Genomic DNA, 23,525 nt, shown 5'->3' with positions numbered 1-23,525 from the left:
CACCTCCAATGCTCTGTCTTTTTGCTTTTACGCAATTCCGGACGCAAAACCGCTCTTCACTTTTGCTGGAATTGCTTAGGCCATGAGCGACGACGCCGACAAGGACAGCAAGACAGAAGAAGCGACCGAGAAGAAGATCCAGGACAGCCTCGAGAAGGGCCAGGTCCCGGTCGCCAAGGAATTCGCGTCGGTCGCCTCCTTTCTCGCGATCCTGACCTTCTTCGTGTTCTTCGCGCAGCAAAGCGCCACGGAACTCGGCGTCTTCCTCTCCATGTTTCTGGAACGTCCCGACGAGTGGTCGCTGGCGACCCAACCCGACGCCGTCAGTCTCTACAGGGTGGTCGCGATCGAGATCGCGAAGGTGCTCGGCGCGTTGCTCGCGCTCCTGATGTTCGCAGGCATCGCGGCCTCGGTGCTCCAGAACATGCCGCGCATGGTGCTCGACCGGATCCAGCCCAAGCTCTCGCGCCTGTCGCTGGTGAAAGGCTGGGACCGGCTTTTCGGACAGCAGGGCTGGGTCGAATTCGGCAAGTCGATCGGCAAGATTTTGATCGTCGGCGGTTTCGTCGTCTTCGCCCTGCGTCAGGCCCAGTACCGCCTTCTGGAAGGCATGCTGACCCCGCCCGACGTCTTTGTCGGCACCATCCGGGAGATCGCGATCGAGATCGTCGTGGCGATCGTGCTCATCATGGCGCTGATCGCGGCGGCCGACCTCTTGTGGTCGCGGTACCACTGGCGGCAGGAACTGCGCATGACCCGCCAGGAGGTCAAGGACGAGATCAAGCAGTCGGACGGCGATCCCATCGTGAAATCGCGGATGCGCTCCTTGCAGCGCGACCGGGCGCGTCACCGGATGATGGCAGCGGTGCCGACGGCTACGCTCGTGATCGCCAACCCGACCCACTTCGCCATCGCGCTGCGCTATGTGCGCGACGAGATGGCCGCGCCCGTCGTCATCGCCAAGGGTCAGGATCTGGTCGCGCTGAAGATTCGCGAGATCGCGGAGGATAATGGCGTTCCGGTCTTCGAAAATGTCGACCTCGCACGCTCCATGTATAAGCAAGTTTCGGTCGATAGAGTCATCCCGTCTGAGTTTTACCAGGCCGTCGCAGAGCTCGTCCGTATTGTTTACGGAAAGACTGCCAAGCCGGTCGGAGGGAGTTGAGTATAATGATCAAGCAGCCTCATACCGAAACGCGCGAAGTCATCGTTGCGAGCGCGATCAGCGAGGTCGTCAGCGAGCTGCGCATGATCGACGTCGCCGATTATATAGCCTTCATTCGCATGGAGCGGTTTTCGTCGATCGCCGATCTCGTGGATTCCGCTGCAGAACTCTATTTCATGCCGGGTACGCTGCGTCTGGGACATGGCGGGGAGGCCCATTCGGCGTGGGAAATGCCGCCGCGCATCGCGCTCGATCTCGAACTGCATCCGAGCGGCGCGAAGGTCTATTTCACGCTGACGCTCGCTGCCGAAACGGCATCGATCGACCTCAATTACGTGTCGTTCGAAAACGCCTCCGAAGATGCGGATTTGAATACGATGCGCCTGAAGACGAGCCTCGACGCGGCGCGGATTCGCGCGAGCGAACCGATGCTCAAGGCAGGATGAAAGGCTTCATATTTTGCGCAATTCCGGACGCAAAACCGCTGCGTACTTTTGCTGGAATTGCTTATGAAATAATTCCAGCGCGCAGCGCCTTGGCGACGGCATGCATGCGATTGACCGCGTCGAGTTTCTCGACCACCGCCGAAACATACTGATTGGCGGTGTGGACGGACAGGCCGAGACGCTCCGCCAATTGCTCGCTGGTCAGCCCGTCGGCGGTCAGCCGCAGGCACTCGATATCGCGCTTGGTCAGATTGGTGCGTGCAGCAGGTTCGGGAGTGCGCAACGCGCAGGCTGAACGAAAAAGCGCGAAGGCGCGCAGATGCGCGCGTGTCAGGGCGTCGTCGTCGAGCCTCGGTGCCGTGCCGCTGACAGCGACAAGTCCGCGCCGGCCGCAGGACGAATGGACCGGGAAGACGATGGCGATCTCACCGGGTACGAGCGTCGTCTCATGACTATAGGCACCGGACGGCGCATCCTGTGGCGGCAGACCGAAAATGGTTGGCGCGGCGCGCCGCGCGGCATCCGCACGCTCGTCGATGCCGCCGGGCGCGGTCAGCACGCGCGACAGCGAGGACAGGCCCGGATAGCTCGTGTCGATGAAGGGAAGAATCGTGGTGCCGCCATCGCGGTGCGAGACGAGGATCAGTGAAAACCGCTTGGCCGAAAGGGTCGCAGCCAACGCCTGCCCGCGCTCGGTCAGCGCCTGAAATGCGGGGGAAATCTCGCCTGCGCCCTGATCGGAAAAGGAATTCTGGTCGAGACCGTCCTGAAACATCGTCAGATCATGCCCGTGCGGATCGCGGTGGCGATCGCCATGGCGCGGTTCGTGGCGGCGACCTTCTGGATGGCCTTGGCGACATAGGCGTTGATGGTGTTGGCCGAAACGCCCAGGATCAAGGCGACCTCTTCGGTCGTCTTGCCCTCGGCGACCCAACTCAGGCATTCGCGCTCGCGCACCGAAAGGGGAGAGATTACGGCCTGTCTGGTTCTCAGCCTTTGACCAAGCGCATAGATGGCGCGCATTTGCGCAAGCTCGGCTTCCTCGATGGACATGGGAACGTCGTCTGACGCGCAGTAAACGGCGATGAAGATCGCGTCCCCGACCGGCAGGTTCTGGCAGATGATTTTGCCATAGCCGTGCTCGCGCATGGATGCCGCCATGTTGCATGGGAGGGAAACGTCGACCGGCAGGATGCTGGCCGCGTCGCCGGGCGCGACCGCCAGACCGGAATCGGCCAGGCATTTCATTCCGCCATTGCCGATTTCCGCCAGCATGTCGAACGGCCAGTTGCAGGCGATCAACCCTATGTCGCCGGTTCCGGGGCGATGTTCGAAAAGAAGATAGGCATCCGCGCCGATGCGGCGGGAAAAGCCGCGCATCAGGGCGGCCAGTTCACGCAATCCGCCTTCGGCGATGCGGTCGGTTCGGAAAGTTGGAAAAGCCTCGGTCATCGCTTTTTCGATCGCCCATTCGTCCGTATCGGGTCGGTATCCGCGCACGCGAACCCGTCGCCGCCATGTCGCCATGACAGTCGCAAAACGCATTGAACTCTCGACAAAGCGAAGTCGCCCCCGCGGGACCGCTGCGATCGGCACCAATGCCCCAAGTGCCGGAAGACTGATCGCGAAGCACCACTCGTCCCTGTGAGCATTGGTACGTAACAGCTTGATTCGCGTCAAGATTCGGCACGCGAAGTTTCAGCCGTTCATCGGGCGCGAGGTCATGTGAGTCTTTTCCGCAACACATGAAAAAGCGCCGGCTGATAGCCGGCGCTTCAAAAAAGTGAGTCCTAGAAAGGGCTTAGCGCAGAAGTTCGGTCCATATCTGCGTGTATAGCCGCTGGACGTCTTCCGGGCAGGTCACGCTGAAATAACCGGCCGCCTCGTGCTCCGCAGGCACGACGATCTCCGGTGCGGTGCGCATGTCTTCGGGCATGAACTCATCGGACCCCTCGACGCCATTGGCGTAGCGCGCGAATTCCGAGATCATGGCGGCGTTTTCGGGTTCGAGAACGAAATTCAGGAAGGTCTTGGCGTTCTCCGAATTTTGCGCGTCGGTGAGGATGCCCGCCGAATCCATCCAGACCGGGTATCCCTCCTTCGGGTAGCCGTAGGCGAGGTCGTCGTTCTGGAGACGTGCGCGCATCGAGGCGCCGTTCCAGTTGACGCCTGCATCCATGTCGCCGGCGACATACTGGTCGACCGTGCCGTAATCCATGGCGATCCAGTGCTGCTTGGCTTCGACGAGCTTGTCGCGCGCCTGGCGCAGGACATCGCGGTCGTCCGTGCATTGCTGGCCGCCGACATAGCGCACCGTCATGTTGATGATGTCGGTCATTTCCGGAACGATGTTGACCCGGCCCTTCAGTTCGTCCGGCGGGTCGAGGAAGATGGCCGATGTGTTGATGTCGCCTTCATAGAGCGAGGTGTTTACGATGACGCCCGTGGTGCCCCACTGCCATGGCACGGTATGCGTGCGGCCGGGATCCCAGTCCACGTCACGCCAGCGCTCGGCGATATTGGCGATGTTGGGGATTTCCGCCGGGTCGAGTTCCTGCAAGAGACCGGCCTCGACCCAGATCGGGACGTAATTGTTGGACGGGACGACGATGTCGAAGCCATGGCCGCCGGCGCGGATGCGCGTCAGTGCCGTGTCGTTCGAATCGTAGTCGGTAACGGTGACGTCGATGCCCGTTTCCTGCTCGAACTTCTCGATCAGTTCGGGGCTCGTATAGTTGCCCCAATTGTAGATGTTGAGCGAGCCGGCGTTCTGGGCAAGACCCGCAGAGGTCGACGCCGCGAGCGTTGCCGCCGCAAGCGCCCATCGTGTGATTTTCATGGTGTGTGCTCCCATTCGGTTCGGTTCCGTTTCAGGCTTTCTTGCGTGACAGAAGGAAAAACACGGTCACGGCGATCAGGGACAGGAGAAGAAACAGCGTCGAGATGGCGTTCATCTCGGGCGTGACCACGCGGCGCAACTGGCCGAGCATGTAGGTCGGCAGGGTGTCCTGTCCGGCTGACTTGACGAATTCGGTGATGACGACGGTGTCGAGCGAGGTGACGAAGCCGAGCATGAAGCCGGCAAGGATGCCCGGCACCAGTAGGGGCAGCGTCACATGCCGGAACGCCTGCAATGGCGTTGCGTAGAGGTCGGCGGCGGCGCGCTCCAGCGTCAAATCCATCGTCTCCAGTCGTGCGCGGATCGGCAGATAGGCGAAGGGGATGCAAAAGGCGGTATGCGCCGCAATCAGGTAGCCGAGGCCCTGATAGCCGGTTGCGATCTTGATCATGGCGAAGAAGATCAGCAGCGCCACGCCGGTCACGATCTCCGGCACCATCAGGGGCTGGTTGATCAGCGCGTAGATCATCGTCTGGCCGGGGAAACGGCGCTCGTTCCTTGTCGTGGCGAGTGCGGCCATCGTGGCGAGGATCGTGGCGAGCGTCGCCGCCCATCCGGCGATCACCAGCGAGCGGATCGACACGTCCTGCACCTGCCGGTTGGCGAGGGCCGCCTCGTACCAGCGCAGCGAAAAGCCTTCCCAGCGCGACATGGAGGCCGCTTCGTTGAAGGAATAGACGACCAGCGTGACGATCGGCAGATAGAGGAAAATGAAGGTGATGATCGCGATCGTGCCGAAGCCGGGCAGGCTGGCGACGGAGAAGTTCCGCTTACCCATGACGCCGGCCCTCCTCGCGCGAAGTGGCGCGGATATAGACCATCAGCGCGGCGACCACGATCACGAGCAGGGTCAAGGCAAGCGCCGAGCCGAGCGGCCAGTTGCGGCCCTGTCCGAATTGCAGTTCGATAAGGTTGCCGAGCATCAAATTGCGGCCGCCGCCGAGGATGCGCGGCGTCACATAGGCCCCGATGGCCGGGATGAAGACGAGGATCGAGCCGGCGATGAAGCCCGGCTTCACCAGCGGCAGGACGATGTGCCAGAGCACTTTCAGCCGCGTGGCGTAAAGGTCGTAGCCGGCTTCCAGCAGCTTGAAATCGAGCTTCTCCATGCTGGCATAGAGCGGCAGCACCATCAGCGGCAGGAACACATAGGCCATGCCGAGCATGATGGCGAAGTCCGTATAGAGCATCTGGATCGGTGCCGAGATGATGCCGAGCGAACGCAGGATCGTGTTGACCAGTCCTTCGTTGCGGATCACCTCCTGAATGGCGAAGGTGCGGATGACGAGGTTGGTCCAGAATGGGATCGTCACCAGAAAGAGCCAGATCGGCCGCACGTCCGGCGCACGGGTCGCGATGAACCATGCGGTCGGGAAGCCCAGAACGGCGGCGAAGACGGTCGTATAGAGAGCGAGCGTGATCGACCGGCGGAAAATGTCGAGATGCGCCGTCGCCGGTCCGACCGTCTCGTCGAAGATATCGCGAGTGAAGAAGACCTGGAACCAGCCGTCGGTCGAAAACTCGCGGATCACGCCGCCGAAATTGCCCGGCGTCAGAAACGAATAGACCAGAACGATCAGCAGCGGACCGGAGGCGGCCAGAAGAAGCACGATGAGGGCAGGGGCCACCAGCCCCCAGCGCCAGGCGATGTCGCCGCGCGGCGCTTTCGGCTTGTCGGTGTCCGCCCCATGCGGCGCCATTTCCACCGCACTCATGTCACGACCTCACGATCCGGACGGCACCGTCCGGAATGGCGATCGCGACCGGATCGCCTTTTTCGGGCAAAGCGGCGGCGCTGGTCGTGTTCTGGTTGCGCAGGATGAAAAGATCGCCGGTATCGAGGCGCACATGGATATGCGTGTCGGTGCCGAAATAGACGGCGTTCTCCACCGTTCCCTTGAGAGGTCCTTCGGTAGCCAGCCGCGCATGTTCGGGGCGTGTGACGAGCGTCACCTCGTCGCCGGAGACGGGAGACAGGCCGGTCGGCAAGCCGGCATCGAGCTGGTGCCCGGACGGCAGCCGCACGCGGGCGGTTGCGCCGTTCGCCTTTTCGACGGTCGCCGTCAGGAAGTTCGTATCGCCGATGAAATCGGCGACGAAGCGGTCGGCGGGATGGTTGTAGATTTCGCGCGGCGTTCCGACCTGGCGCACCTTGCCCGCGCTCATCACCGCGATGCGGTCGGACATGGTCAGTGCCTCTTCCTGATCGTGGGTGACGAAGACGAAGGTGATGCCGGTTTCCCCCTGAAGACGCTTCAGCTCGACCTGCATTTCCTTGCGCAGCTTCAGGTCGAGCGCGGACAGCGGCTCGTCGAGAAGGAGCACGCGCGGCCGTGGCGCAAGGGCGCGCGCGAGCGCGACACGCTGTTGCTGTCCGCCGGAAATCTGCGACGGCTTGCGGTTCGCCATCGGCTCCATTTTCACCAGCTTGAGCATCTCGGCAACCGTCGCCTCGATCTCGGCTTTCGGCCTGCCGAGCATCTTCAGGGCAAAGCCGATATTCTGCGCGACCGTCATATGCGGGAACAGCGCGTAGCTCTGGAAGACCGTGTTCACCGGCCGCTTGTTCGGCGGCAGGTCCGCAATGTCCGATCCGCCGAGCCTGATGGCGCCCGAACTCGGCTGCTCGAAGCCCGCGATCATCCGCAACAAAGTTGTCTTGCCGCAGCCCGACGGACCGAGAAGCGTGAAGAACTCGTTTTCGGGAATAGTGAGGCTGACTGCGTCGAGCGCGCGCACTGCGTCGTCGCCGCTTCCGAACACCTTGCTCAGTTGATCGATTTCGATATCCGACCGGGTCGTCGAGGAAGGCAAGCGCGCATCTCCGTATCCGTTGGGCAAGTTAGACTAGCCGCGTTTTCGTGCCGAATTCACCCTGAAAATGAGGATGATAGGAAGTTTCTGTGGTTTTCAGCCGGAGGTTGCGGCGTCGTACGAAACCTTCCCGCCGCAAACGGTCATCGCAACGTCGAGCGTATCGATTTCATGGGGCGTGACGGCCTCGATATCTGAGGACAGGATGACGAAATCGGCGAGGTAGCCGGGTTTCAGGCTACCGAGCCGGTCATCGGCGAAGCCGGCATAAGCACCTTTGGCGGTGTAGGCTTCGATGGCCTCGTGCAGCGTGAAGGACTGGCCGGGCATGTCGTCGGCCCACGGCTTGCGCGTCAGCGCCGCCTTGATGCCGCGCAGGACCGAAATGTCCGCCACCGGCCAGTCGGACGAGAACGAAACCAGTGCGCCTGCCTCCTTCAGCGTGCGCCAGGGATAGGACCATGGCCAGCGTTCGCGGCCGATCATCGATGCCGTCGGCTCGACCGGGAAATCCATCGCACCGGGCGGATGAGGCGGCTGCATGGACGCCACGACGCCAAGTTCTGCGAAACGGGGAATGTCGGCCGCCGTCGTGACCTCGATATGCTCGATGCGATGGCGGCTGTCCCGTTCGCCGTTCGCCTCGCGCGCCCTCTCGTAGGCGTCGAGCACGGCCCGCACCGCGCCGTCGCCGATCGCGTGCACGGCGATCTGCAAGCCGCGCCGGTCGATCTCGCACGCCAGATCGTCAAAGCGCTCGGGCGCGAAGAGCGGCTCGCCGCGCCAGTCGGACTTGTCGGCGTACGGATCGATCATCAAAGCGGTCCAGCCGTCGAGAACGCCGTCGTAGAACAATTTGACGAAGCCGGAAGAAATCCAGTCGGACCGATAGGTCTCGGCCATAAGCGACGCTTTATCGAGGTCGGCGGTCTCCATGAAAGCCTTGAAGTGGAACGGCACCTTGGCGCGTACGGTCAGCGCGCCTTCCGCCTCGATCTCCGTCAGGAGTTCGAGCGTGTAGAAATTGCCGTCCATGTTGTGCAGCGACGTGATGCCGTGGCGGGCCGCATAGGCGAGGCCCTTGCGCAATATGGCGCGGTCGGCTTCCCGCTCTTCGGGTGAGGGCAGCGGATCAGGCTCGCCGCCCGTCGACAGGCCGAGGCCCGCGCGACCTTTTCCAGTCAGCATCAGGACGGATGCAAAGGCTTCGAACTCGCGCAATTCACCCAGAGCAAGGCTGTCGTCGCCCATGACGATCTCGTTGCCGGGGCCGAGCCTGCGACCATGAAGAATGCCGGCGGCTTCGAGCGCGAGCGTGTTCGCCCAAACCGTGTGATGGTCGGCCGCCATCATTGCGAATGGGCGGTCGGGCAGGATCGCGTCGAGGTGATGGCGGGTGACACGCTCGCTTTGCGAAATCACGGCATAATCGGCGTGCTGTGCCATCAGGAAGGGCGCGTCGGGATGAGCGGCGGCGTAATTTCGCACTTCCCTCGTCAGGGCGTCGAGGCCATGCACATGGGTCAGGTGAAGATCGTCGAGTTCGGCGGCTCCCGAAAACAGGTGCAGGTGGCTTTCGACGAAACCGGGCAGAAGCGAACGGCCTTCGCCTGCGATGCGCCGTGTTTCAGGGCCGGCGAGCGGCTCGATCTCGGCATCACTGCCGACTGCGAGTATCCTGCCGTTCGCGACGGCTATCGCGCTGGCAGTCGGCTGGTCGGCATCCATGGTGAGGATATTTGCGCCTGTAACGATGAGATCGGCGAGTGCTGCCAAGATTTGCCCCTGAAGCTGTTGGTCTCCCACCGATCGTAGGCCGGAGAGCGTGACGGGGGCAATCCCTATTGCCGGTGAGGCGAGCAGATTGTGGGCATGCACACAAAGGATGCAATAATGCCGGGTTGGAACGCCCGGCCTGCCTGCGAGTTCTATGCTTGCAGCGTTTTGGTATCGAGGTGGCTGTGGCTCCGCGCGCAATCTGGAAAGGTCATTTGAAGGTCGGCGAACTCGCTTGCGGGATCGCGCTCTATTCGGCCGCGACGACGTCCGAGCGTATTTCCTTCCATATCCTCAACCGCAAGACCGGCAATCGCGTGAAGCGGGAATATGTGGATTCCGACACCGGCAAGCCGGTCGATAGCGCCGATCAGGTCAAGGGCTACGAGACGTCCAAAGGCGGCTATGTTCTGCTCGATCCCGAAGAGATTGCCGCCGCCACGCCGCAAAGCGACAAGATGCTGTCCGTCGAGCATTTCATCGCCTGTCCGGACGTCGATACCGTCTATTTCGACAAGCCCTATTATCTCGCGCCGTCGGACGACGCCTCGCAGGAGGTTTTCGGCCTGATCCGCGAGGGGATGAAGGCGAAGGGCGTCGCCGCGCTCGCCACCGCCGTTCTGTTCCGCCGCGTGCGCACGCTCCTGATCCACGCGCAAGGGCGTGGGCTCGTCGCCGACACGCTCAATTTCGACTACGAGGTGCGCGCCGCCGAAAAGGCGTTCAACCGCATTCCGGAACTCGCTATCAAGGGCGAGATGCTGGATCTGGCCAAACATATCATCAGCACCAAGAGCGGCAGCTTCGATCCTGCCGGGTTCGATGACCGTTACGACGCCGCGCTCGCCAAGCTGGTGAAGGCGAAGCTCGAGGGCAAGACCATCGAGAAGCCCAAACGCGAGGCGAAGGGCAAGGTCATCGATCTGATGGAGGCTTTGCGCGAAAGCGCGGGCAAGAAGGCACCCGCCGCCAAGCCGAAGGCCGAGACGCCGAAGCGCAAGGCAAGCTGAGATGGCGGCGCTCGACACCTATCGCAAGAAGCGCGACTTCAAGAAGACGCCTGAACCGTCGGGCTCTGCCCGCAGGAAACAAGCCGCAGGCAACAGCTTCGTGGTGCAAAAGCACGACGCCACGCGGCTCCACTACGATTTCCGCATGGAGGTCGACGGCACCTTGATGAGCTGGGCAGTCACGCGAGGGCCGAGCCTCGTTCCAGGCGAAAAGCGGCTTGCCGTCCATGTCGAGGACCATCCGCTCGACTATGGCGATTTCGAAGGCACGATCCCGAAGGGCGAATATGGCGGCGGCACCGTCATCGTCTGGGATCGCGGCACATGGAAGCCGGTTTATGATTTTCAGAAAGGTCTGAAGAAGGGCCATATCGAATTCGAGCTCGACGGCGAGAAGCTGACCGGCCGCTGGCATCTGGTGCGACTTGCCCGCAAGCCGCGCGAAAAACGCGACAACTGGCTGCTGATCAAGGCGGACGACGAATTCGCGCGCGACCAGGACGATCCCGACATTCTGGAGGAGCGGCCGGAATCGGTGAAGACCGGCCGCCTGATCGCAGATGTCGAAAACGAAGCGCCCGGATGGTCGTCGAAGACGGGCAAGATCGAACCCGATGCACCGCGCCCGCAGCCGGCAAAGTTGAAGAAAGCGAAGAAGGCGGGATTTCCGGGTTTCATCGAGCCGCAACTGGCAACCTTGAAACCCACTGCGCCGGACGGTGCGCGATGGCTGCACGAGATCAAGTTCGATGGCTACCGGCTTCAGGTTCATCGGCGCGGCCGCGAGGTGTCGATGCTGACCCGCAGCGGGCTCGACTGGACGGAGAAGTTCGGCGATGAAGTGCCCGACGCCTTTCGTAAGCTCTCACTAAAGGATGCAATCATCGACGGCGAACTCGTGGTCGAGACCAGTGCCGGCGCATCCGACTTTTCCGCGTTGCAGGCCGACCTTTCCGAGGGGCGCTCGGATCGCTTCACCTTCTACGGCTTCGATCTTTTATATCTCGACGGGATGGACCTTCGCGCGACGCCGCTGATCGACCGAAAGTCCGCTCTCGAGGCGCTTTTGACCGATGCACCGGCCGCGCTGCGCTATTCCGCCCATTTCGAGGAAGACGGCGAGATGATCCTGCGTCACGCCTGTCGGCTCAGCCTCGAAGGGGTGATCTCCAAGGTGCGCGACGGCGCGTATAAATCGGGGCGCGGCCGCAATTGGGTAAAGTCGAAATGCGCGCATCGGCAGGAGTTCGTCGTCGGCGGCTATGTGCCGTCCTCGACCTCGAAAAAGGCGATCGGCTCCCTGCTTCTGGGCTATCACGACGGCAGGAAGCTGATCCATGCCGGGCGGGTCGGTACGGGTTTTTCGCGAAAGATCGCCGAAGATCTGTTCACGCAACTGAGCGCGATCGACGCCGACGAGGCGCCCTTCGACGGCAAGCTTTCAGCCGAGGCGAAACGCGGCGCGCATTTCGTGGAACCGAAGCTGGTCGCAGAGGTCGAATTCCGCTCGTGGACCGCGGACGGCAATGTGCGCCACGCCTCGTTTCGAGGCATGCGCGAAGACAAGAAAGCGAGCGAGATCGTGCGTGAAGGCGGCAAGACGGGCGGGAGCGAGGACAAGCCGAAGAGCGCGGTCAAGCTGACCCATCCCGATCGCGTCTACTGGAAAGATGCGGGCGTCACCAAGGAGGGGCTGGCCGATTATTACAGCCAGGTCTGGCCGTTCATGGCGCCGTTCATCGTCAATCGGCCTTTGGCGCTTTTACGCTGCCCGACCGGAACGTCGGGCCAGTGCTTTTTCCAGAAGCATGCCTGGAAAGGCCAGAGCAAGGAAATCTTGACCGTCCATGAGAAACTGGACGATTCCGACGAGCCGGGTATCGCAATCGACGATCTCGACGGCCTGATCGGACTGGTGCAGGGCGGAACGCTCGAAATCCATCCCTGGGGCGCGTCGCTGGCCGATATCGAAAAGCCCGACATGATCATCATGGACCTCGACCCCGGCGAGGGCGTCTCTTGGGAGCGGGTGATCGAGGCGGCCGGCGAGGTTCGCAAGCGGCTGGAGGCCGAGGGCCTGACCGCTTTCGTCAAGACGTCGGGCGGTAAGGGGTTACACGTCGTCGCGCCGGTCAAGCCCAAGGCCGATTGGGACACGGTGAAGGCGTTCACCAAACAGATTGCGGACGACATGGCGGAAGATGCGCCGGACGATTACGTCGCGACGATCACCAAGTCGAAGCGGAAGGGCAAGATCCTGATCGACTATCTGCGTAACGGTCGCGGCATGACCGCCGTCGCGCCCTATTCGAGCCGCGCGCGCGACGGTGCGACGGTTTCGATGCCGCTTGCCTGGGACGAACTGACAGCGGAGATCGGCCCCGATCATTTCACGGTAGCGAACGCACTAGCCCGGCTCGACAATCTCGATGCGGACCCGTGGGCGGGTTTTCGCAAGAAGGAGGCGGTGATCTCGGCGGGCCGGAAATAGGTCTCCAGCGAGATTTTTTCGTGATGCGAAGACAGGCGGGTCGAGGCATGGACCTCTGTGACGTGCACAGAGGTGACGGCATCGAGGGTTCCGCCAGTTTCTTCCTCGCTTGAGCGCTCAACCTCGCGGCCGTCATTTCTGTGCTCGTCACAGAAATGACGGCCGCGAGGTTCGATCAAAGCGTGCCGGTTCCAGCCAGCTACTTCCCCGCTTTTTCCTTCGCGATGCTTTTCTTCAGCGCGTCCATGATGGACACCACATTCGAGGGCGTTTCCGGTTCGGGTTGCGCGTTGGTTTTCGCCGCGACGGGCTTCTTCTTTTTCTTCTTTGCCGCGATAATCTTTTTCAGCTTGTCCTGAACCGGGTCCTCGACGAGTTTCGTGTCCCACTCCGCAGTTCGCTCGTCGATCAGCGATTTGACGAGCTTGATGACTTTCGGATCGGGCTTGTCCTTCTCGATATCGGCAAAATAGTCGGCGTCGTCGCGCACCTCGTCGCCATAGCGCAATGTCCACAGGACGATGCCCTTTCCGCGCGCTTCCAGCATCACGGCCCGCTCGCGACGGTAGAGGACGACGCGCGAGATGCCGACTGTCTTCGTGGCGCGCATGGCGTCGCGGATGACGGCGAAGGCTTCTTCGCCCACCTTGTCATCGGGCGCGAGGTAGTGCGGCTTGTCGAGCCAAATCCAGCCGATGGAATCGGCCGGCACGAACTTCTCGATGTCGATGGTGCGCGTGCTTTCGAGGGCGACGGCTGCCAGTTCGTCATCCTCGAGCATGACGTGCTCGTCTTCGGCGACCTCGTAACCTTTCACCTCGTCCTTCTCGGCGAGCGGCTTGCCGGTTACCGCATCGATATAGCGGCTCTCGATGCGGTTTCCGGTCCTGGCGTTGATCGTGTGGAACCGGACTTTTTCACCGGCGGTCGTCGCGGGCATCATGGATATGGGGCATGTCACGAGCGACAGTTTGAGATAGCCCTTCCAGAACGACCGCGGAGCCATGGTACGTCCTACCTCGCCACGATCTCGTGGAAGGAATCCTTTCGGCCGGGTTCCTCCTCGCGCACGACGAGGGCGAGACCCTTTTCATTGAAGACCTTGAACCATTCGTCCCACTCGACGATCTCGCGTCCTCCGAGGGCCATCGCGGCGTCCGCGCCACGGTCCTGATCCTGATAGGATGCCTGGTCGAAGACGAGCGAGAGGATCGGATCGTCACCGCCGACGGAGGGCGACGCCTCGCTGATGGCCGGCGAGCCCATTCGGGCGGCCGCCCAGTCGCGGATTTCGTCACGGTCGGTCAAGGTGCGGGTGGGTGCCATTTCAGAAACTCCTTTTATACCCCACGAAACGCCTTCGAGGGACAGGAGGTTCCGGCTCACAGAGCGTGATGTGCGGTCTGTGCCTTGGGGTTTGCCTTGATGGGCTTCAGGTCGATATGGGCTTTGATCGGGCGGTGATCCGAAGCAATTCGGGCAAGTTCCGAATCGTGCACTTCCACACGCGCGACGAGATCGGCAGGCGTACCGACGATGCGGTCGAGCGCCAGCACCGGGTAGCGCGAGGGGAAGCTCGGCAATGCCTCGCTCGGCGCGAATGTTTCGGGTAGACGGCTGAGCGCCGAACGCCGTCCGAGCCGCCATTCGTTGAGATCGCCAAGTATGAGCGTCGGCTTGGTGCCGCATTCAGAAACTTCGGCGATGAGCGCTTCGATCTGGCGCGCGCGCGAATGGCGCAGAAGACCCAGATGCGCCGCGATCACACGCAATACGCCGCTCTTGACCTCCAGATCGACGACGATCGCGCCGCGCGGTTCGGCACCGGGCAGTTTGAGACGCTGCACGTCGCGCACCGCGCCTTCACGGTACAAAAGCGCATTGCCGTGCCAGCCATGGCTGGCGTCGCTCATGCCGACCGGAACGGCGCTCAGTCCCAGCTTTTCCTCGATATGGAGAAGGTCGAGCAGACCGTCGCGCGTGCCGAAGCGCCGGTCGGCCTCCTGGATCGCGACGATGTCGGCTCCAAGCTCGTCGATCACCGTGGCCGTGCGCATGGGATCGAACTTGCCATCCGTGCCGACGCATTTGTGGATGTTGTAGGATGCCACGACCAGATCGGCCCTGTCGCCCGCGCCGTCATGGCGCTCGTAGACCGTCTTTGCATCGCGCAGATTGGCGATGTGCTTCGAATTCGCGAGCTTTTTGATCCTGCCGATCCGGCGGAGTGCTTTCATCCTGCGACCCTGGTCATGGCGAATCCAACGCGGCCCAGCGCAATCCGTTGCAAATGCGTCGATTTGACGATGAATTTACTCACATCGCCTTAAAGATATGGGGATGCGAGCCAGACGATGCGATTGCGCAGCCGCTTGGTAAAGGCGCGGCCTTTCAGCGTCGCCAGCGTTTCCTCCTGCCCCGAGGCGATGCGCCCGCGCAGATGGGTTTCGACGAGCGAGGCGAAGTGCGGATCGTAGACCTCGATGTCGAATTCGAAATTGAGGCGTAGACTTCGCGTGTCCATATTGGACGAACCGACCAGCGACCATCGCCCGTCCACGGTCATCAGCTTGGAATGATCGAAGGGACCCGCCGAGCGCCACACGCGGCAGCCAGGACCGATCACCTGATCGAGCTGCGCCGTCATGGCATAATCGACGAGACGCAGATTGTTCGACGAGGGGATGACGATATCCACCTCGACGCCGCGCCGGGCGGCGGATGCGAGCGCACCGACGAGTTGCAGGTCCGGCAGGAAATAGGGTGAGGCGATAATCAACCTCTTGCGTGCCACGGCGGCTGCGCCCATCACCATCGCATGGGTCGCATCGACGCGCTGGTCGGGGCCGGAAAAGATCACGCGGGCGACCGACGGACCCTGCGGCTCGTCATCGGCGCCGCGCCAGATAGGGCCGTCGAGCCGTTCGCGGTGGACGAAGAACCAGTCATTGGCGAAGACGGCGAAAATCTGCGCGACGACCGGCCCCGTGATGCGAAAATGCGTGTCGCGGTGCGGTTCGGGATTTTCCGGCGACGTGGCGAACATCTGCCGTATGTTCATGCCGCCCGTAAAGCCGACGCTGCCGTCGACGACCATCATCTTGCGGTGATTGCGCAGATTCGCATAGGGCAGGCGGAAGCCGATGATGTTGCCGAGAAACAGCCGGTTCGGCACGTTGCCGTCACGCAGGCGGTCGCGAATGGAGGGGCGCGAATAGCGCGCGCCGATGGCATCGATCAGGACACGGACCTCGACGCCGCGCGCGACCGCCCGCGCCAACGCGTCCGCCACCAGTCGGCCGACCGGGTCATTGTCGAAAATATAGCTTGAAAGGACGATGTAGCGCTGCGCGGCGTCGATCTGCGCGATCATCGCCGGATAGGCCTCGTCGCCGCCATGCAGAATCCGGATTTCGTTACCCGCCGTCAGCCAGAAGGGCGATACCCGGTCGCCGAGCGTTCGCATCGCCTCGAAACGCGACCCTGCGGGAAAGGCAGGCGAGGTTTCTCCCGGTCCGGGGCCGGCCGCGCTTTCGACGTCCTCGCTGGTCCTGGTCTTGCCGACCGTCTCGCGGCGGATACGGTTGACACCCGCAATCGCGTAGATGATCGCGCCGAGAACCGGCGACAGGAGAATGACACCCACCCAGCCGATCGCCGCGCGCACGTCGTCCTTCGTCATCGCGGCATGGATCGCCGCCGGAATTCCCATCAGGAGCCCGAGCGCGAACAGGATGTGCGGCCAGTAAGTCTGAAGCGTTTCATACATGCCGTACAGGATGGATCACGCGCGCGATGGACCTGTCAACCGAACGCCCTACATGGCGAACGCAATAAGCGAGCGGTGGGGTTACATGAACTGGAAACGCATTGCGCAATTCGTCGGCGTTCTGGCGGTTGCGGGTATTCTTTCGATCGTCATCGTCAATCTGGTTCCCCCGCGTACGCAGGTGCAGGAACCGATCCCACACGTCGCGGCCGTGTCCGATCCTGAATTTCTTCGCACGATGCATTCGGTCTTCGAAGGCGATGTGCAGCCCGGCCATACGATCCAGACGCTCGTCAACGGCGATGAAATATTTCCACCAATGCTTCAGGCGATCCGCGAGGCTAAGGTCAGCGTCAATTTCGCTACCTATATCTATTGGTCCGGCGAGATCGCGCGCGAATTCGCCACCGCGCTGGCCGAAAAGTCGCGCGAGGGCGTACCGGTCCGGGTGCTGATCGACTTCGTCGGTTCGATCCCGTTCGACGAGGACATCATCGAAATCATGACCGAAGCGGGTGTCGCGTTCGAGCGCTTCCGCCCGATCCGCTGGTACACGCTCGACCGGATCAATTACCGCACGCACCGCAAGCTCCTGATCGTCGATGGCCGGGTCGGCTTCACCGGAGGGGTGGGGATCGGCGACAAGTGGCTCGGCGACGCGCGCAATCCGGAAGAATGGCGGGACAATCACTACCGCGTCGAAGGGCCGGCGGTGGCCGACATGCAGGCGGCCTTTGCCGAGAACTGGATCGAGGCGACGGGCGAACTGCTTCAGGGCGACGCGTTCTACCCGGAGCAGGAGGATTTGGGCGACTTGCGTGTCCAGCATGTGAAATCGTCGCCGAACGGCGGCGCCAAATCCATGCACCAGATGCTGATGATGGCGATGGCCGGATCCACGCAGAATATCCGCATCGCGATGGCCTATTTCGTGCCCGACGACGTGGCCATCGGGCAGCTTCTCGATGCAAGGGCGCGGGGCGTCGAAGTCGACATCATCGTGCCCGGAGAACAGACCGACATGCCTGTCGTGCGACACGGCTCGCGTCATTTCTGGGGCGAGCTTCTGGAGGCCGGGGTGCGGCTGCATGAATATCAGCCGACCATGTATCACCCGAAGGTCCTGATCGTCGACGGCTGGTGGACGACGATCGGCTCGACCAATCTCGACGAACGCTCGTTCCGGCTCAACGACGAGTCCAACCTCAATGTCTATGACGAGGTGTTCGCGCAGACGCAGATCGACATTTTCAACGCCGACCTCGAATTGTCGCGCCAGATCACGCTGGAGGAATGGCAGAGCCGGTCATGGTGGGAAAAGACGAAGGACTGGGTGTCGAGCTGGCTCAGGACCCAGCTTTGAAGTGGAGGCCTCGCCCAGGAATCGAACCTGGGGTGACGGGACTTGCAGGTCCCTCGCGTCCCCTCCGCCACGAGGCCATGACGAGCTTCTACCCCATGGAGGTTGGCGAAGGGTAAAAGGAACCGGCGGCTTTTTCGTCGGTCATCCGTTCCAGGTTTCGCCGAGCACGCGCAGCCAGTTTCCGAAGCAGAGCTTGTCGATTTCTTCGCCTGAATAGCCATGAGCACGCATCGCTTCGACGAGCTTTGGCAGGCCGCGCGCGTCGCCCAGATCGGCCGGCACCATCGCGCCGTCGAAATCCGATCCGAGCCCGACGCTGTCGATGCCTGCCTTGTCGACCATATGGTCGATATGGCGCAGCATCATTTCGAAAGGCGTATCGGGCCGCATTTGTCCGTCAGGGCGCAGGAATGCCGTGGCGTAATTCAGGCCGGCGATGCCCTTCGTCTCGCCGATCGCGGCGAGTTGCTCGTCGGTGAGGTTGCGCGCGTGCGGCGTCACCGCATGGGCATTCGAATGGGATGCTACGAGCGGCGCGGTGGACAGCCCGGCGGTATCCCAAAAACCCCTTTCGGTGATGTGCGACAGGTCGAACGCGATGCCGAGCGCGTTGCAGCGGCGCACGAGTTCACGGCCGAGATCGGTCAGGCCAGGACCGGTGTCGGGTGTCGAAGGAAAGCGGAATGGGACGCCATGGCCGAATATGTTCGGGCGGCTCCAGACGGGACCGAGCGAACGCAGCCCAGCCCGATACAGCACGTCCAGCGCATTGAAATCCGGGTCGATCGCCTCCGCGCCCTCGATGTGAAGCACAGCCGCAAGATTGCCCGCCGCGGCGGTCGCCGCGATTTCGGCGGCGGTGCGACAGACCTTTACCTTTCCGTTCGATGCGGCTTCGATGCGAAACAGGATCGCGGCCATCGCCAGCGTATGGCCGAGAGCCGCTTCCTGCGCGCAGCGTTCGGGCAATGGTGCATCATAGGTGGGCCGGCTCATGATCTCGTCGACATCGGCCGGCTTGCCGGGTGAGGGGATGAAGATCGCGAACAGCCCCGCGCGCAAGCCCCCTTCGATCGCGCGTGGCAGGTCGATATGACCGCCCGCGCCGCCGTTCAGGAAATCACCGACCGGGTCGGCTGACTTCGATAGATGAAGCCGCAGCAGCGTGTCGTTATGACCATCGAAAACGGGGGTGATTGCAGGCATTGGATCTCGATTCGTCTCATGGATGCGGATTCGCAGTTAAGCACATGGAGGGCGTCTTCGCGGCGCGTTCGCATCAAATTTCTTTGGTTGGACTACGTGCGTCATGCCCTTGGGCCAAGCTGCGTCGATTGTGCTTTTGCGTATCCGGCTATAGTTCGGACGCATGAGCCTTGCCGTCATTTCGATCGTCCTCGCCTCCGCCATGATGCATGCGGGCTGGAACGCCGTTCTGCGTTTTCGCGGCGACCGTGTGGCGCTGATGACGATGCTGGCGGCGATGAGCGCGCTCATCGCGCTGCCCGGTCTGTTCTTCGTCGACTTTCCCCGAGCGGAAGCGTGGCCGTGGCTGGCGCTCTCGGTCGCGCTGCATGTCGGCTACAACGTCTTCCTCGCCAATGCCTATGCGTATGGCGAACTCGGCAAGATCTATCCGCTTGCGCGCGGCACGGCGCCCATGCTCACGCTTGGCGCGAGCATCTTTCTTCTCGGCGAAGACATCTCGCCGCTTGCCACGCTCGGCATCCTCGTGCTCGGCCTCGGCATCGTGACGCTGTCGCTCGACGGCGGCCTGAAAGCGCTGAAGGCGTCGCCGCGCGGGATCGTCTTCGCGTTCATCACATCGGTTTTCATCGCAGGCTACACGATGTCGGATGGCATCGGCGCGCGGGCGGCGCAGGATGCGCATTCCTATGTGCTGTGGCTGTTCGTGCTTGACGGCATCCCGCTTCTTCTCTGGGCGCTGGTGCGGCAGGGCAGGGCGACCGGGCAGATGATCGCACAGAACTGGAAAGCTGGATTCGTGGCCGGCGCGCTGTCGCTCGGCGCCTACTGGATCGCGATCTGGGGCTTCACCGTAGCACCCATCGCGTTGGTGGCGGCACTGCGCGAGACGAGCGTCATCTTCGCCGTCATCATCGGCGTCGTCTTCCTCGGCGAGAAGATGCGAGGCTATCGCATCCTTGCCATAGGGATCGTTCTTGCCGGACTGGTGCTGATGCGGTTTTAACGTCGGCCTTTGACTATGGATACACTCGCCGCTATATTATGACCACTGTAGTCACAAAAGGAACGCGGCATGGATGAGATCCAGCTTCGGGATGCAAAAGCGCATCTGTCACGCGTGCTCGACGATGCCCTTTCGGGTAAGCCCGCGGTGATCACAAGACATGGGCGCAAACAGGCCGTGATCATTTCTTATGCGGAGTACGAACGTCTCTCACGAGTCCCGCCTCTCGGCTGGTTGTTGACGCACTCGCCTATCGATGAGGACGTTACTCCCGAACGCGGCAGCAGACCTGCCCGCGCTCTAAAAGACGACATGTTTTGACGTTCTATCTGGTCGACACCAACATTGTCAGCCGGCTTGCTCCTGCCCATCGCCGTAGCGAGCATGACGACCAACTTGCCGCCTGGATAGAGGAATGCGGCGAGGATTTGTTCTTGTCTGTCATCACCGTAGCGGAAGTTCGTGATGGAATTGAAAAGGCGCGGCGTCTCGGTCACTCACGAAAGGCCGCCTTGCTCGACGAGTGGTGGGATGCGATCGAGCATTATTGGCAGTCGCATATCCTGCCGATCGATATACGCACGGCGCATGAGGCTGGAAGGTTGCTTGACCGTGCGCGCGCAGCCGGCATCGCGCCGGGTTTCGAGGATGTTGCGATCGCAGCGACGGCGTCGATGAACAATCTGACTGTGCTGACCGCAAATGAAAAGCATTTCCGCCCACTTGGCGTCGCGGTGATCAACCCGCTCAAGGCCCTCCCGAAATGAAAAAGGGCGGCTTTCGCCACCCTTTTGAAGTCTTACCAGGCCGGGACGACCGAGCCTTTGAAGGTTTCCTCGACGAAGGCCTTGATCTCGTCATTGTGGTAGGCGGCGACGAACTGGGCGACCCACTCGGCGTCCTTGTCCTGCTCGCGCACGGCGATGAGGTTCACGTAGGGTGCCTTCTCGCCTTCGCGGTAGATCGAATCATTGGCGGGGTCGAGACCGGCTTCAAGCGCATAATTGGTGTTGATCACCGAGGCGTCGGTGTCCGCCAGCGAACGGGGAAGCTGCGCGGCGTCGAGTTCGACGAACGAAAAATTCTTCGCGTTTTCGGTGATGTCGGCGACGGTGACGTTCAGGCCCTTGGACTCGTCCAGTGTGATTGCGCCAGAATCCGCCACGACGAGAAGCGCGCGGCCGCCATTGGTCGGATCGTTCGGGATGCCGATGGTCGCGCCGTCCGGCAGTGCGTCGAAGCTGTCGTGCTTTTCCGAATAGACGCCCATCGGGAAGTTTACGGTGTAGCCAACGTCGACAAGGGTAAAGCCGCGATCACGGACCTGATTGTCGAGATAGGGCTTGTGCTGGAACGAATTGGCCTGGAGCTCGCCGTCGTTCAGCGCCTGGTTCGGCACGACGTAGTCGGAGAATTCGAGGATTTCGATTTCGAGGCCGTCCGCTGCCGCGATTTCCTTTACCTTCTCCATGATCTGTGCGTGCGGTCCGGGCGTGACGCCGACGCGAATGGTTTCGGCGAAGGCGGAGCCGGCCAGAAGCGCGGCGAAGGCGGTGCCGAGAGCAAGTGTCTTCAACATTTCGAGTTATCTCCGGTTGGGATCAGTGAATTCAACGGGGGCGTGCGCGCTTGTCGAACTGGCGGGCGAGGCGGTCGCCGGCCGACTGGACGAGCTGCACGAGGACGATCAGGACGACGACGACGGCGAGCATGATGTCGGGCATGAAGCGCTGGTAGCCATAGCGGATGCCGAGGTCTCCAAGACCGCCGCCACCGACCGCGCCGACCATGGCCGAATAGCCGATCAGGCTGACCACGGTGAGCGTCAGCGCCAGCGTGATACCGGGCCGCGCTTCGGCGAGCAGCACTTTCCAGACGATCTGGAACGGGCTTGCGCCCATGGCGCGTGCCGTCTCGATGAGGCCCGGATCGACCTCGCGGATGGCGGATTCGACCAATCGCGCGACGAACGGGATCGTGGCGACGGTCAGCGGAACGATCGCGGCCGTGGTGCCGATCGAGGTTCCCGCGACCATGCGCGTGAACGGAATGATGGCGACGACGAGGATGATGAAGGGCGTGGAGCGCGTCGCGTTGACGATCGCGCCGAGCACGCGGTTCGTTATCGGGGCGTGGAAGAGTTCGCCGCGCCCCGATGTTGCGAGAAAGACGCCGAGCGGAATGCCGATCAGCGAGCCGATCAAGGCGGCGACGGATACCATGTGCAGCGTCTGCCCGGTGGCGCGGACGATGAGCCAGGCGATATCAGGCGACATGGCCGAGAACCTCCGTGGTGAGGCCGAGAGCGGTCAGAAACGCGCGCGTTTCCGCGACCTTTGCGTCATCGCCTTTGAACGAGACGATCAGCGTGCCGAACGGCCGGCCGGCGATCTCATCGACGGCGCCGCCGAGGATGTTGACCTCGAGGCCGAGATCCTTCGACAGGCGCGACAGGACCGGATCGGTCGCATGCGTGCCGGTGAAGACGATGCGCAGAACCGTTTCGCTGTCCGGCGTCGGCTGTTGCGTGATGCGTGACTGCACGAATTCGGGAAGCGTCATGCCGGGGATACCGGCGAGGAGCGCCCTGGTTGTCTCGTGCTGCGGGCGGGTGAACACGTCGAAAGTCGTGCCGCTTTCCACGATCCGGCCCTTCTCGATGACCGCGACATGATCGGCGATGGATTTCACCACTTCCATCTCATGCGTGATGAGGATGATGGTGAGGCCGAGTTCCTTGTTGATCTTGCGCAGGAGCGCCAAAACGGAAAGCGTCGTCTCCGGGTCGAGCGCCGACGTGGCTTCGTCTGAAAGGAGCAGTTTTGGCCGCGTCGCAAGTGCGCGGGCGATGCCGACGCGCTGTTTCTGGCCACCGGAAAGCTCGGAGGGATAGCGGTTGCGCTTGTCGGCGAGGCCGACGAGATCGAGCAGCGGTGTGACGCGCGCTTCGATTTCCTTGCGCGGCACGCCTGCGATTTCCAGCGGCAACGCCGCGTTGTCGAAGACGGTGCGGGAGGACAGCAAGTTGAAGTGCTGGAAGATCATGCCGATCTCGCGCCGCGCGCTGCGCAAGGCCCGTTCGCCAAGCGGCGCGATGTCCGTGCCGTCCACGATCACCTTGCCCGTCGATGGCTTTTCCAAACCGTTTACGAGACGGATCAGCGTCGACTTGCCCGCTCCCGAACGGCCGATGATGGCCGAGATCGAGCCGCGCGCCGCGTCGAGGTCGATGCCGTCGAGCGCGACGACTTCCCCGGACGCGCGGCTGGCCGGAAAGCGTTTGGACACGGCTTCGAAGCGCACGATGGCGTCCTGCGCAACGGCTTCGGCGGCCGCAAAATTTGTCGGCGTCATGTTCATTCCGGCCGTCCTGCCGGATTCGGGGAGGTCATTTATATTGCCTTTCCGGCCCGCCTGCTCCCTCCCAAAAGCGGCGACCGTATCGTTCGATTTGTGCATGGGGGCCGATCTAGGCCGTCAGGCTCGCCCGGACAATGCCCAAAATCGGGATGCCGTGTGGAGAATTTGCATTCCAAGTTTCAGGCAATGCCGGGAAAATCATTCTCCCGGCATGGCGAAA

The 23,525-nt window shown here is 62.3% G+C and carries 23 protein-coding genes and 1 tRNA gene; 8 read left to right on the top strand and 16 right to left on the bottom strand.

Features of this window, described 5'->3' with window-relative positions:
• The first annotated feature begins 82 nt into the window (after positions 1 to 82).
• Both flhB and GTW25_RS17795 read left to right on the top strand, forming a co-directional pair.
• Entirely contained in the window at positions 83 to 1,165 is a 1,083-nt protein-coding gene (flhB, locus tag GTW25_RS17800) for a flagellar biosynthesis protein FlhB (RefSeq protein WP_252913573.1), read from the top strand.
• A gap of 5 nt (positions 1,166 to 1,170) precedes the next feature.
• Positions 1,171 to 1,611 (top strand): BspJ family T4SS effector nucleomodulin, encoded by a 441-nt coding sequence (locus tag GTW25_RS17795; RefSeq protein WP_252913572.1) that lies wholly within the window; start codon positions 1,171 to 1,173, stop codon positions 1,609 to 1,611.
• Between the two features lie 61 nt (positions 1,612 to 1,672).
• Here the strand turns inward: GTW25_RS17795 and GTW25_RS17790 are convergent, their stop codons facing one another.
• From GTW25_RS17790 to GTW25_RS17760, 7 genes are all read right to left on the bottom strand, one after another.
• The gene (locus GTW25_RS17790) at positions 1,673 to 2,386 is read right to left on the bottom strand and encodes a response regulator transcription factor (protein ID WP_252913571.1); all 714 of its coding nucleotides are present in this window, start codon (positions 2,384 to 2,386) and stop codon (positions 1,673 to 1,675) included.
• A 2-nt stretch (positions 2,387 to 2,388) separates the two neighbouring features.
• Positions 2,389 to 3,156, bottom strand: a complete 768-nt coding sequence (locus tag GTW25_RS17785; RefSeq protein ID WP_252913570.1) for a helix-turn-helix transcriptional regulator — start codon at positions 3,154 to 3,156, stop codon at positions 2,389 to 2,391.
• A 256-nt stretch (positions 3,157 to 3,412) separates the two neighbouring features.
• Positions 3,413 to 4,450: an ABC transporter substrate-binding protein gene (locus GTW25_RS17780; RefSeq protein WP_252913569.1), complete on the bottom strand. Its 1,038-nt coding sequence runs from the start codon at positions 4,448 to 4,450 to the stop codon at positions 3,413 to 3,415.
• A 31-nt stretch (positions 4,451 to 4,481) separates the two neighbouring features.
• Positions 4,482 to 5,288: an ABC transporter permease gene (locus GTW25_RS17775; protein ID WP_252913567.1), complete on the bottom strand. Its 807-nt coding sequence runs from the start codon at positions 5,286 to 5,288 to the stop codon at positions 4,482 to 4,484.
• Positions 5,281 to 6,225 (bottom strand): ABC transporter permease, encoded by a 945-nt coding sequence (locus GTW25_RS17770; protein ID WP_252913565.1) that lies wholly within the window; start codon positions 6,223 to 6,225, stop codon positions 5,281 to 5,283. The genes GTW25_RS17775 and GTW25_RS17770 overlap by 8 nt, the downstream gene beginning before the upstream one ends.
• Position 6,226: 1 nt before the next feature.
• Positions 6,227 to 7,324, bottom strand: a complete 1,098-nt coding sequence (locus tag GTW25_RS17765) for an ABC transporter ATP-binding protein (protein WP_290128110.1) — start codon at positions 7,322 to 7,324, stop codon at positions 6,227 to 6,229.
• A gap of 96 nt (positions 7,325 to 7,420) precedes the next feature.
• Entirely contained in the window at positions 7,421 to 9,052 is a 1,632-nt protein-coding gene (locus GTW25_RS17760) for an amidohydrolase (RefSeq protein ID WP_252913656.1), read from the bottom strand.
• A 233-nt stretch (positions 9,053 to 9,285) separates the two neighbouring features.
• Between GTW25_RS17760 and ku (GTW25_RS17755) the strand changes: the two genes are divergently transcribed.
• Together ku (GTW25_RS17755) and ligD are read left to right on the top strand one after the other, a co-directional pair.
• Positions 9,286 to 10,110, top strand: coding sequence for a non-homologous end joining protein Ku (gene ku, locus GTW25_RS17755; protein ID WP_252913564.1), 825 nt, complete (start codon positions 9,286 to 9,288; stop codon positions 10,108 to 10,110).
• Between the two features lies 1 nt (position 10,111).
• Positions 10,112 to 12,601 (top strand): DNA ligase D, encoded by a 2,490-nt coding sequence (ligD, locus tag GTW25_RS17750; RefSeq protein ID WP_252913563.1) that lies wholly within the window; start codon positions 10,112 to 10,114, stop codon positions 12,599 to 12,601.
• A 199-nt stretch (positions 12,602 to 12,800) separates the two neighbouring features.
• Here the strand turns inward: ligD and ku (GTW25_RS17745) are convergent, their stop codons facing one another.
• The 4 genes from ku (GTW25_RS17745) to GTW25_RS17730 all read right to left on the bottom strand — a co-directional run bounded on the left by ku (GTW25_RS17745) (position 12,801) and on the right by GTW25_RS17730 (position 16,370).
• Entirely contained in the window at positions 12,801 to 13,607 is an 807-nt protein-coding gene (gene ku / locus GTW25_RS17745; RefSeq protein WP_252913562.1) for a non-homologous end joining protein Ku, read from the bottom strand.
• A gap of 8 nt (positions 13,608 to 13,615) precedes the next feature.
• Positions 13,616 to 13,927, bottom strand: coding sequence for a hypothetical protein (locus GTW25_RS17740; RefSeq protein WP_252913560.1), 312 nt, complete (start codon positions 13,925 to 13,927; stop codon positions 13,616 to 13,618).
• A 56-nt stretch (positions 13,928 to 13,983) separates the two neighbouring features.
• Positions 13,984 to 14,838 carry an endonuclease/exonuclease/phosphatase family protein gene (locus GTW25_RS17735; RefSeq protein ID WP_252913558.1) on the bottom strand — a complete coding sequence of 285 codons (855 nt, stop codon included), beginning with the start codon at positions 14,836 to 14,838 and terminating at the stop codon, positions 13,984 to 13,986.
• 89 nt (positions 14,839 to 14,927) lie between these two features.
• A complete protein-coding gene (locus GTW25_RS17730; protein ID WP_252913556.1) occupies positions 14,928 to 16,370 on the bottom strand; it encodes a phospholipase D-like domain-containing protein in 1,443 nt (480 codons plus the stop codon).
• An 85-nt stretch (positions 16,371 to 16,455) separates the two neighbouring features.
• Here GTW25_RS17730 and GTW25_RS17725 point away from each other — a divergent pair, with 85 nt between their 5' ends.
• Entirely contained in the window at positions 16,456 to 17,733 is a 1,278-nt protein-coding gene (locus GTW25_RS17725; protein ID WP_252913554.1) for a phospholipase D-like domain-containing protein, read from the top strand.
• A 2-nt stretch (positions 17,734 to 17,735) separates the two neighbouring features.
• Here GTW25_RS17725 and GTW25_RS17720 read toward each other — a convergent pair.
• Both GTW25_RS17720 and GTW25_RS17715 read right to left on the bottom strand, forming a co-directional pair.
• Positions 17,736 to 17,810 (bottom strand) — tRNA-Ala (locus GTW25_RS17720).
• A gap of 64 nt (positions 17,811 to 17,874) precedes the next feature.
• Entirely contained in the window at positions 17,875 to 18,939 is a 1,065-nt protein-coding gene (locus GTW25_RS17715) for a dipeptidase (protein WP_252913553.1), read from the bottom strand.
• 163 nt (positions 18,940 to 19,102) lie between these two features.
• Between GTW25_RS17715 and GTW25_RS17710 the strand changes: the two genes are divergently transcribed.
• From GTW25_RS17710 to GTW25_RS17700, 3 genes are all read left to right on the top strand, one after another.
• Positions 19,103 to 19,945 carry an EamA family transporter gene (locus tag GTW25_RS17710; RefSeq protein WP_252913552.1) on the top strand — a complete coding sequence of 281 codons (843 nt, stop codon included), beginning with the start codon at positions 19,103 to 19,105 and terminating at the stop codon, positions 19,943 to 19,945.
• A 69-nt stretch (positions 19,946 to 20,014) separates the two neighbouring features.
• Positions 20,015 to 20,266, top strand: coding sequence for a type II toxin-antitoxin system Phd/YefM family antitoxin (locus tag GTW25_RS17705; protein ID WP_252913551.1), 252 nt, complete (start codon positions 20,015 to 20,017; stop codon positions 20,264 to 20,266).
• The gene (locus GTW25_RS17700; protein ID WP_252913550.1) at positions 20,263 to 20,712 is read left to right on the top strand and encodes a type II toxin-antitoxin system VapC family toxin; all 450 of its coding nucleotides are present in this window, start codon (positions 20,263 to 20,265) and stop codon (positions 20,710 to 20,712) included. Before GTW25_RS17705 ends, GTW25_RS17700 begins: the two co-directional genes overlap by 4 nt.
• A gap of 32 nt (positions 20,713 to 20,744) precedes the next feature.
• On the opposite strand, the gene GTW25_RS17695 is transcribed toward GTW25_RS17700, so the two are convergent.
• The 3 genes from GTW25_RS17695 to GTW25_RS17685 are packed head-to-tail and all read right to left on the bottom strand — an operon-like array spanning position 20,745 to position 23,299.
• Complete coding sequence (locus tag GTW25_RS17695; RefSeq protein ID WP_252913548.1) at positions 20,745 to 21,524, bottom strand: MetQ/NlpA family ABC transporter substrate-binding protein; 780 nt, start codon at positions 21,522 to 21,524, stop codon at positions 20,745 to 20,747.
• Between the two features lie 31 nt (positions 21,525 to 21,555).
• Positions 21,556 to 22,221: a methionine ABC transporter permease gene (locus GTW25_RS17690; RefSeq protein ID WP_252913546.1), complete on the bottom strand. Its 666-nt coding sequence runs from the start codon at positions 22,219 to 22,221 to the stop codon at positions 21,556 to 21,558.
• Positions 22,211 to 23,299 carry a methionine ABC transporter ATP-binding protein gene (locus GTW25_RS17685; RefSeq protein WP_252913544.1) on the bottom strand — a complete coding sequence of 363 codons (1,089 nt, stop codon included), beginning with the start codon at positions 23,297 to 23,299 and terminating at the stop codon, positions 22,211 to 22,213. The genes GTW25_RS17690 and GTW25_RS17685 overlap by 11 nt, the downstream gene beginning before the upstream one ends.
• Between the last annotated feature and the right edge of the window lie 226 nt (positions 23,300 to 23,525).

The organism is Aliihoeflea aestuarii, from assembly GCF_024105665.1.
Classification (GTDB): domain Bacteria; phylum Pseudomonadota; class Alphaproteobacteria; order Rhizobiales; family Rhizobiaceae; genus Aliihoeflea; species Aliihoeflea aestuarii.
The sequence above is the reverse complement of the archived record's forward strand: the minus strand, read 5'-3'. Positions and strand labels throughout refer to the sequence as shown.

Coding starts and splice junctions, on each gene's coding strand:
- flhB (WP_252913573.1), top strand. CDS start 83: ATGAGCGACGACGCCGACAAGGACAGCAAGACAGAAGAAGCGACCGAG.
- ligD (WP_252913563.1), top strand. CDS start 10,112: ATGGCGGCGCTCGACACCTATCGCAAGAAGCGCGACTTCAAGAAGACG.
- GTW25_RS17715 (WP_252913553.1), bottom strand. CDS start 18,939: ATGCCTGCAATCACCCCCGTTTTCGATGGTCATAACGACACGCTGCTG.
- GTW25_RS17760 (WP_252913656.1), bottom strand. CDS start 9,052: ATGGATGCCGACCAGCCGACTGCCAGCGCGATAGCCGTCGCGAACGGC.
- GTW25_RS17785 (WP_252913570.1), bottom strand. CDS start 3,156: ATGCGTTTTGCGACTGTCATGGCGACATGGCGGCGACGGGTTCGCGTG.
- GTW25_RS17780 (WP_252913569.1), bottom strand. CDS start 4,450: ATGAAAATCACACGATGGGCGCTTGCGGCGGCAACGCTCGCGGCGTCG.
- GTW25_RS17770 (WP_252913565.1), bottom strand. CDS start 6,225: ATGAGTGCGGTGGAAATGGCGCCGCATGGGGCGGACACCGACAAGCCG.
- GTW25_RS17695 (WP_252913548.1), bottom strand. CDS start 21,524: ATGTTGAAGACACTTGCTCTCGGCACCGCCTTCGCCGCGCTTCTGGCC.
- GTW25_RS17735 (WP_252913558.1), bottom strand. CDS start 14,838: ATGAAAGCACTCCGCCGGATCGGCAGGATCAAAAAGCTCGCGAATTCG.
- GTW25_RS17725 (WP_252913554.1), top strand. CDS start 16,456: ATGAACTGGAAACGCATTGCGCAATTCGTCGGCGTTCTGGCGGTTGCG.
- GTW25_RS17740 (WP_252913560.1), bottom strand. CDS start 13,927: ATGGCACCCACCCGCACCTTGACCGACCGTGACGAAATCCGCGACTGG.
- GTW25_RS17730 (WP_252913556.1), bottom strand. CDS start 16,370: ATGTATGAAACGCTTCAGACTTACTGGCCGCACATCCTGTTCGCGCTC.
- GTW25_RS17690 (WP_252913546.1), bottom strand. CDS start 22,221: ATGTCGCCTGATATCGCCTGGCTCATCGTCCGCGCCACCGGGCAGACG.
- GTW25_RS17795 (WP_252913572.1), top strand. CDS start 1,171: ATGATCAAGCAGCCTCATACCGAAACGCGCGAAGTCATCGTTGCGAGC.
- GTW25_RS17775 (WP_252913567.1), bottom strand. CDS start 5,288: ATGGGTAAGCGGAACTTCTCCGTCGCCAGCCTGCCCGGCTTCGGCACG.
- GTW25_RS17685 (WP_252913544.1), bottom strand. CDS start 23,299: ATGACGCCGACAAATTTTGCGGCCGCCGAAGCCGTTGCGCAGGACGCC.
- ku (WP_252913562.1), bottom strand. CDS start 13,607: ATGGCTCCGCGGTCGTTCTGGAAGGGCTATCTCAAACTGTCGCTCGTG.
- GTW25_RS17710 (WP_252913552.1), top strand. CDS start 19,103: ATGAGCCTTGCCGTCATTTCGATCGTCCTCGCCTCCGCCATGATGCAT.
- GTW25_RS17705 (WP_252913551.1), top strand. CDS start 20,015: ATGGATGAGATCCAGCTTCGGGATGCAAAAGCGCATCTGTCACGCGTG.
- GTW25_RS17790 (WP_252913571.1), bottom strand. CDS start 2,386: ATGTTTCAGGACGGTCTCGACCAGAATTCCTTTTCCGATCAGGGCGCA.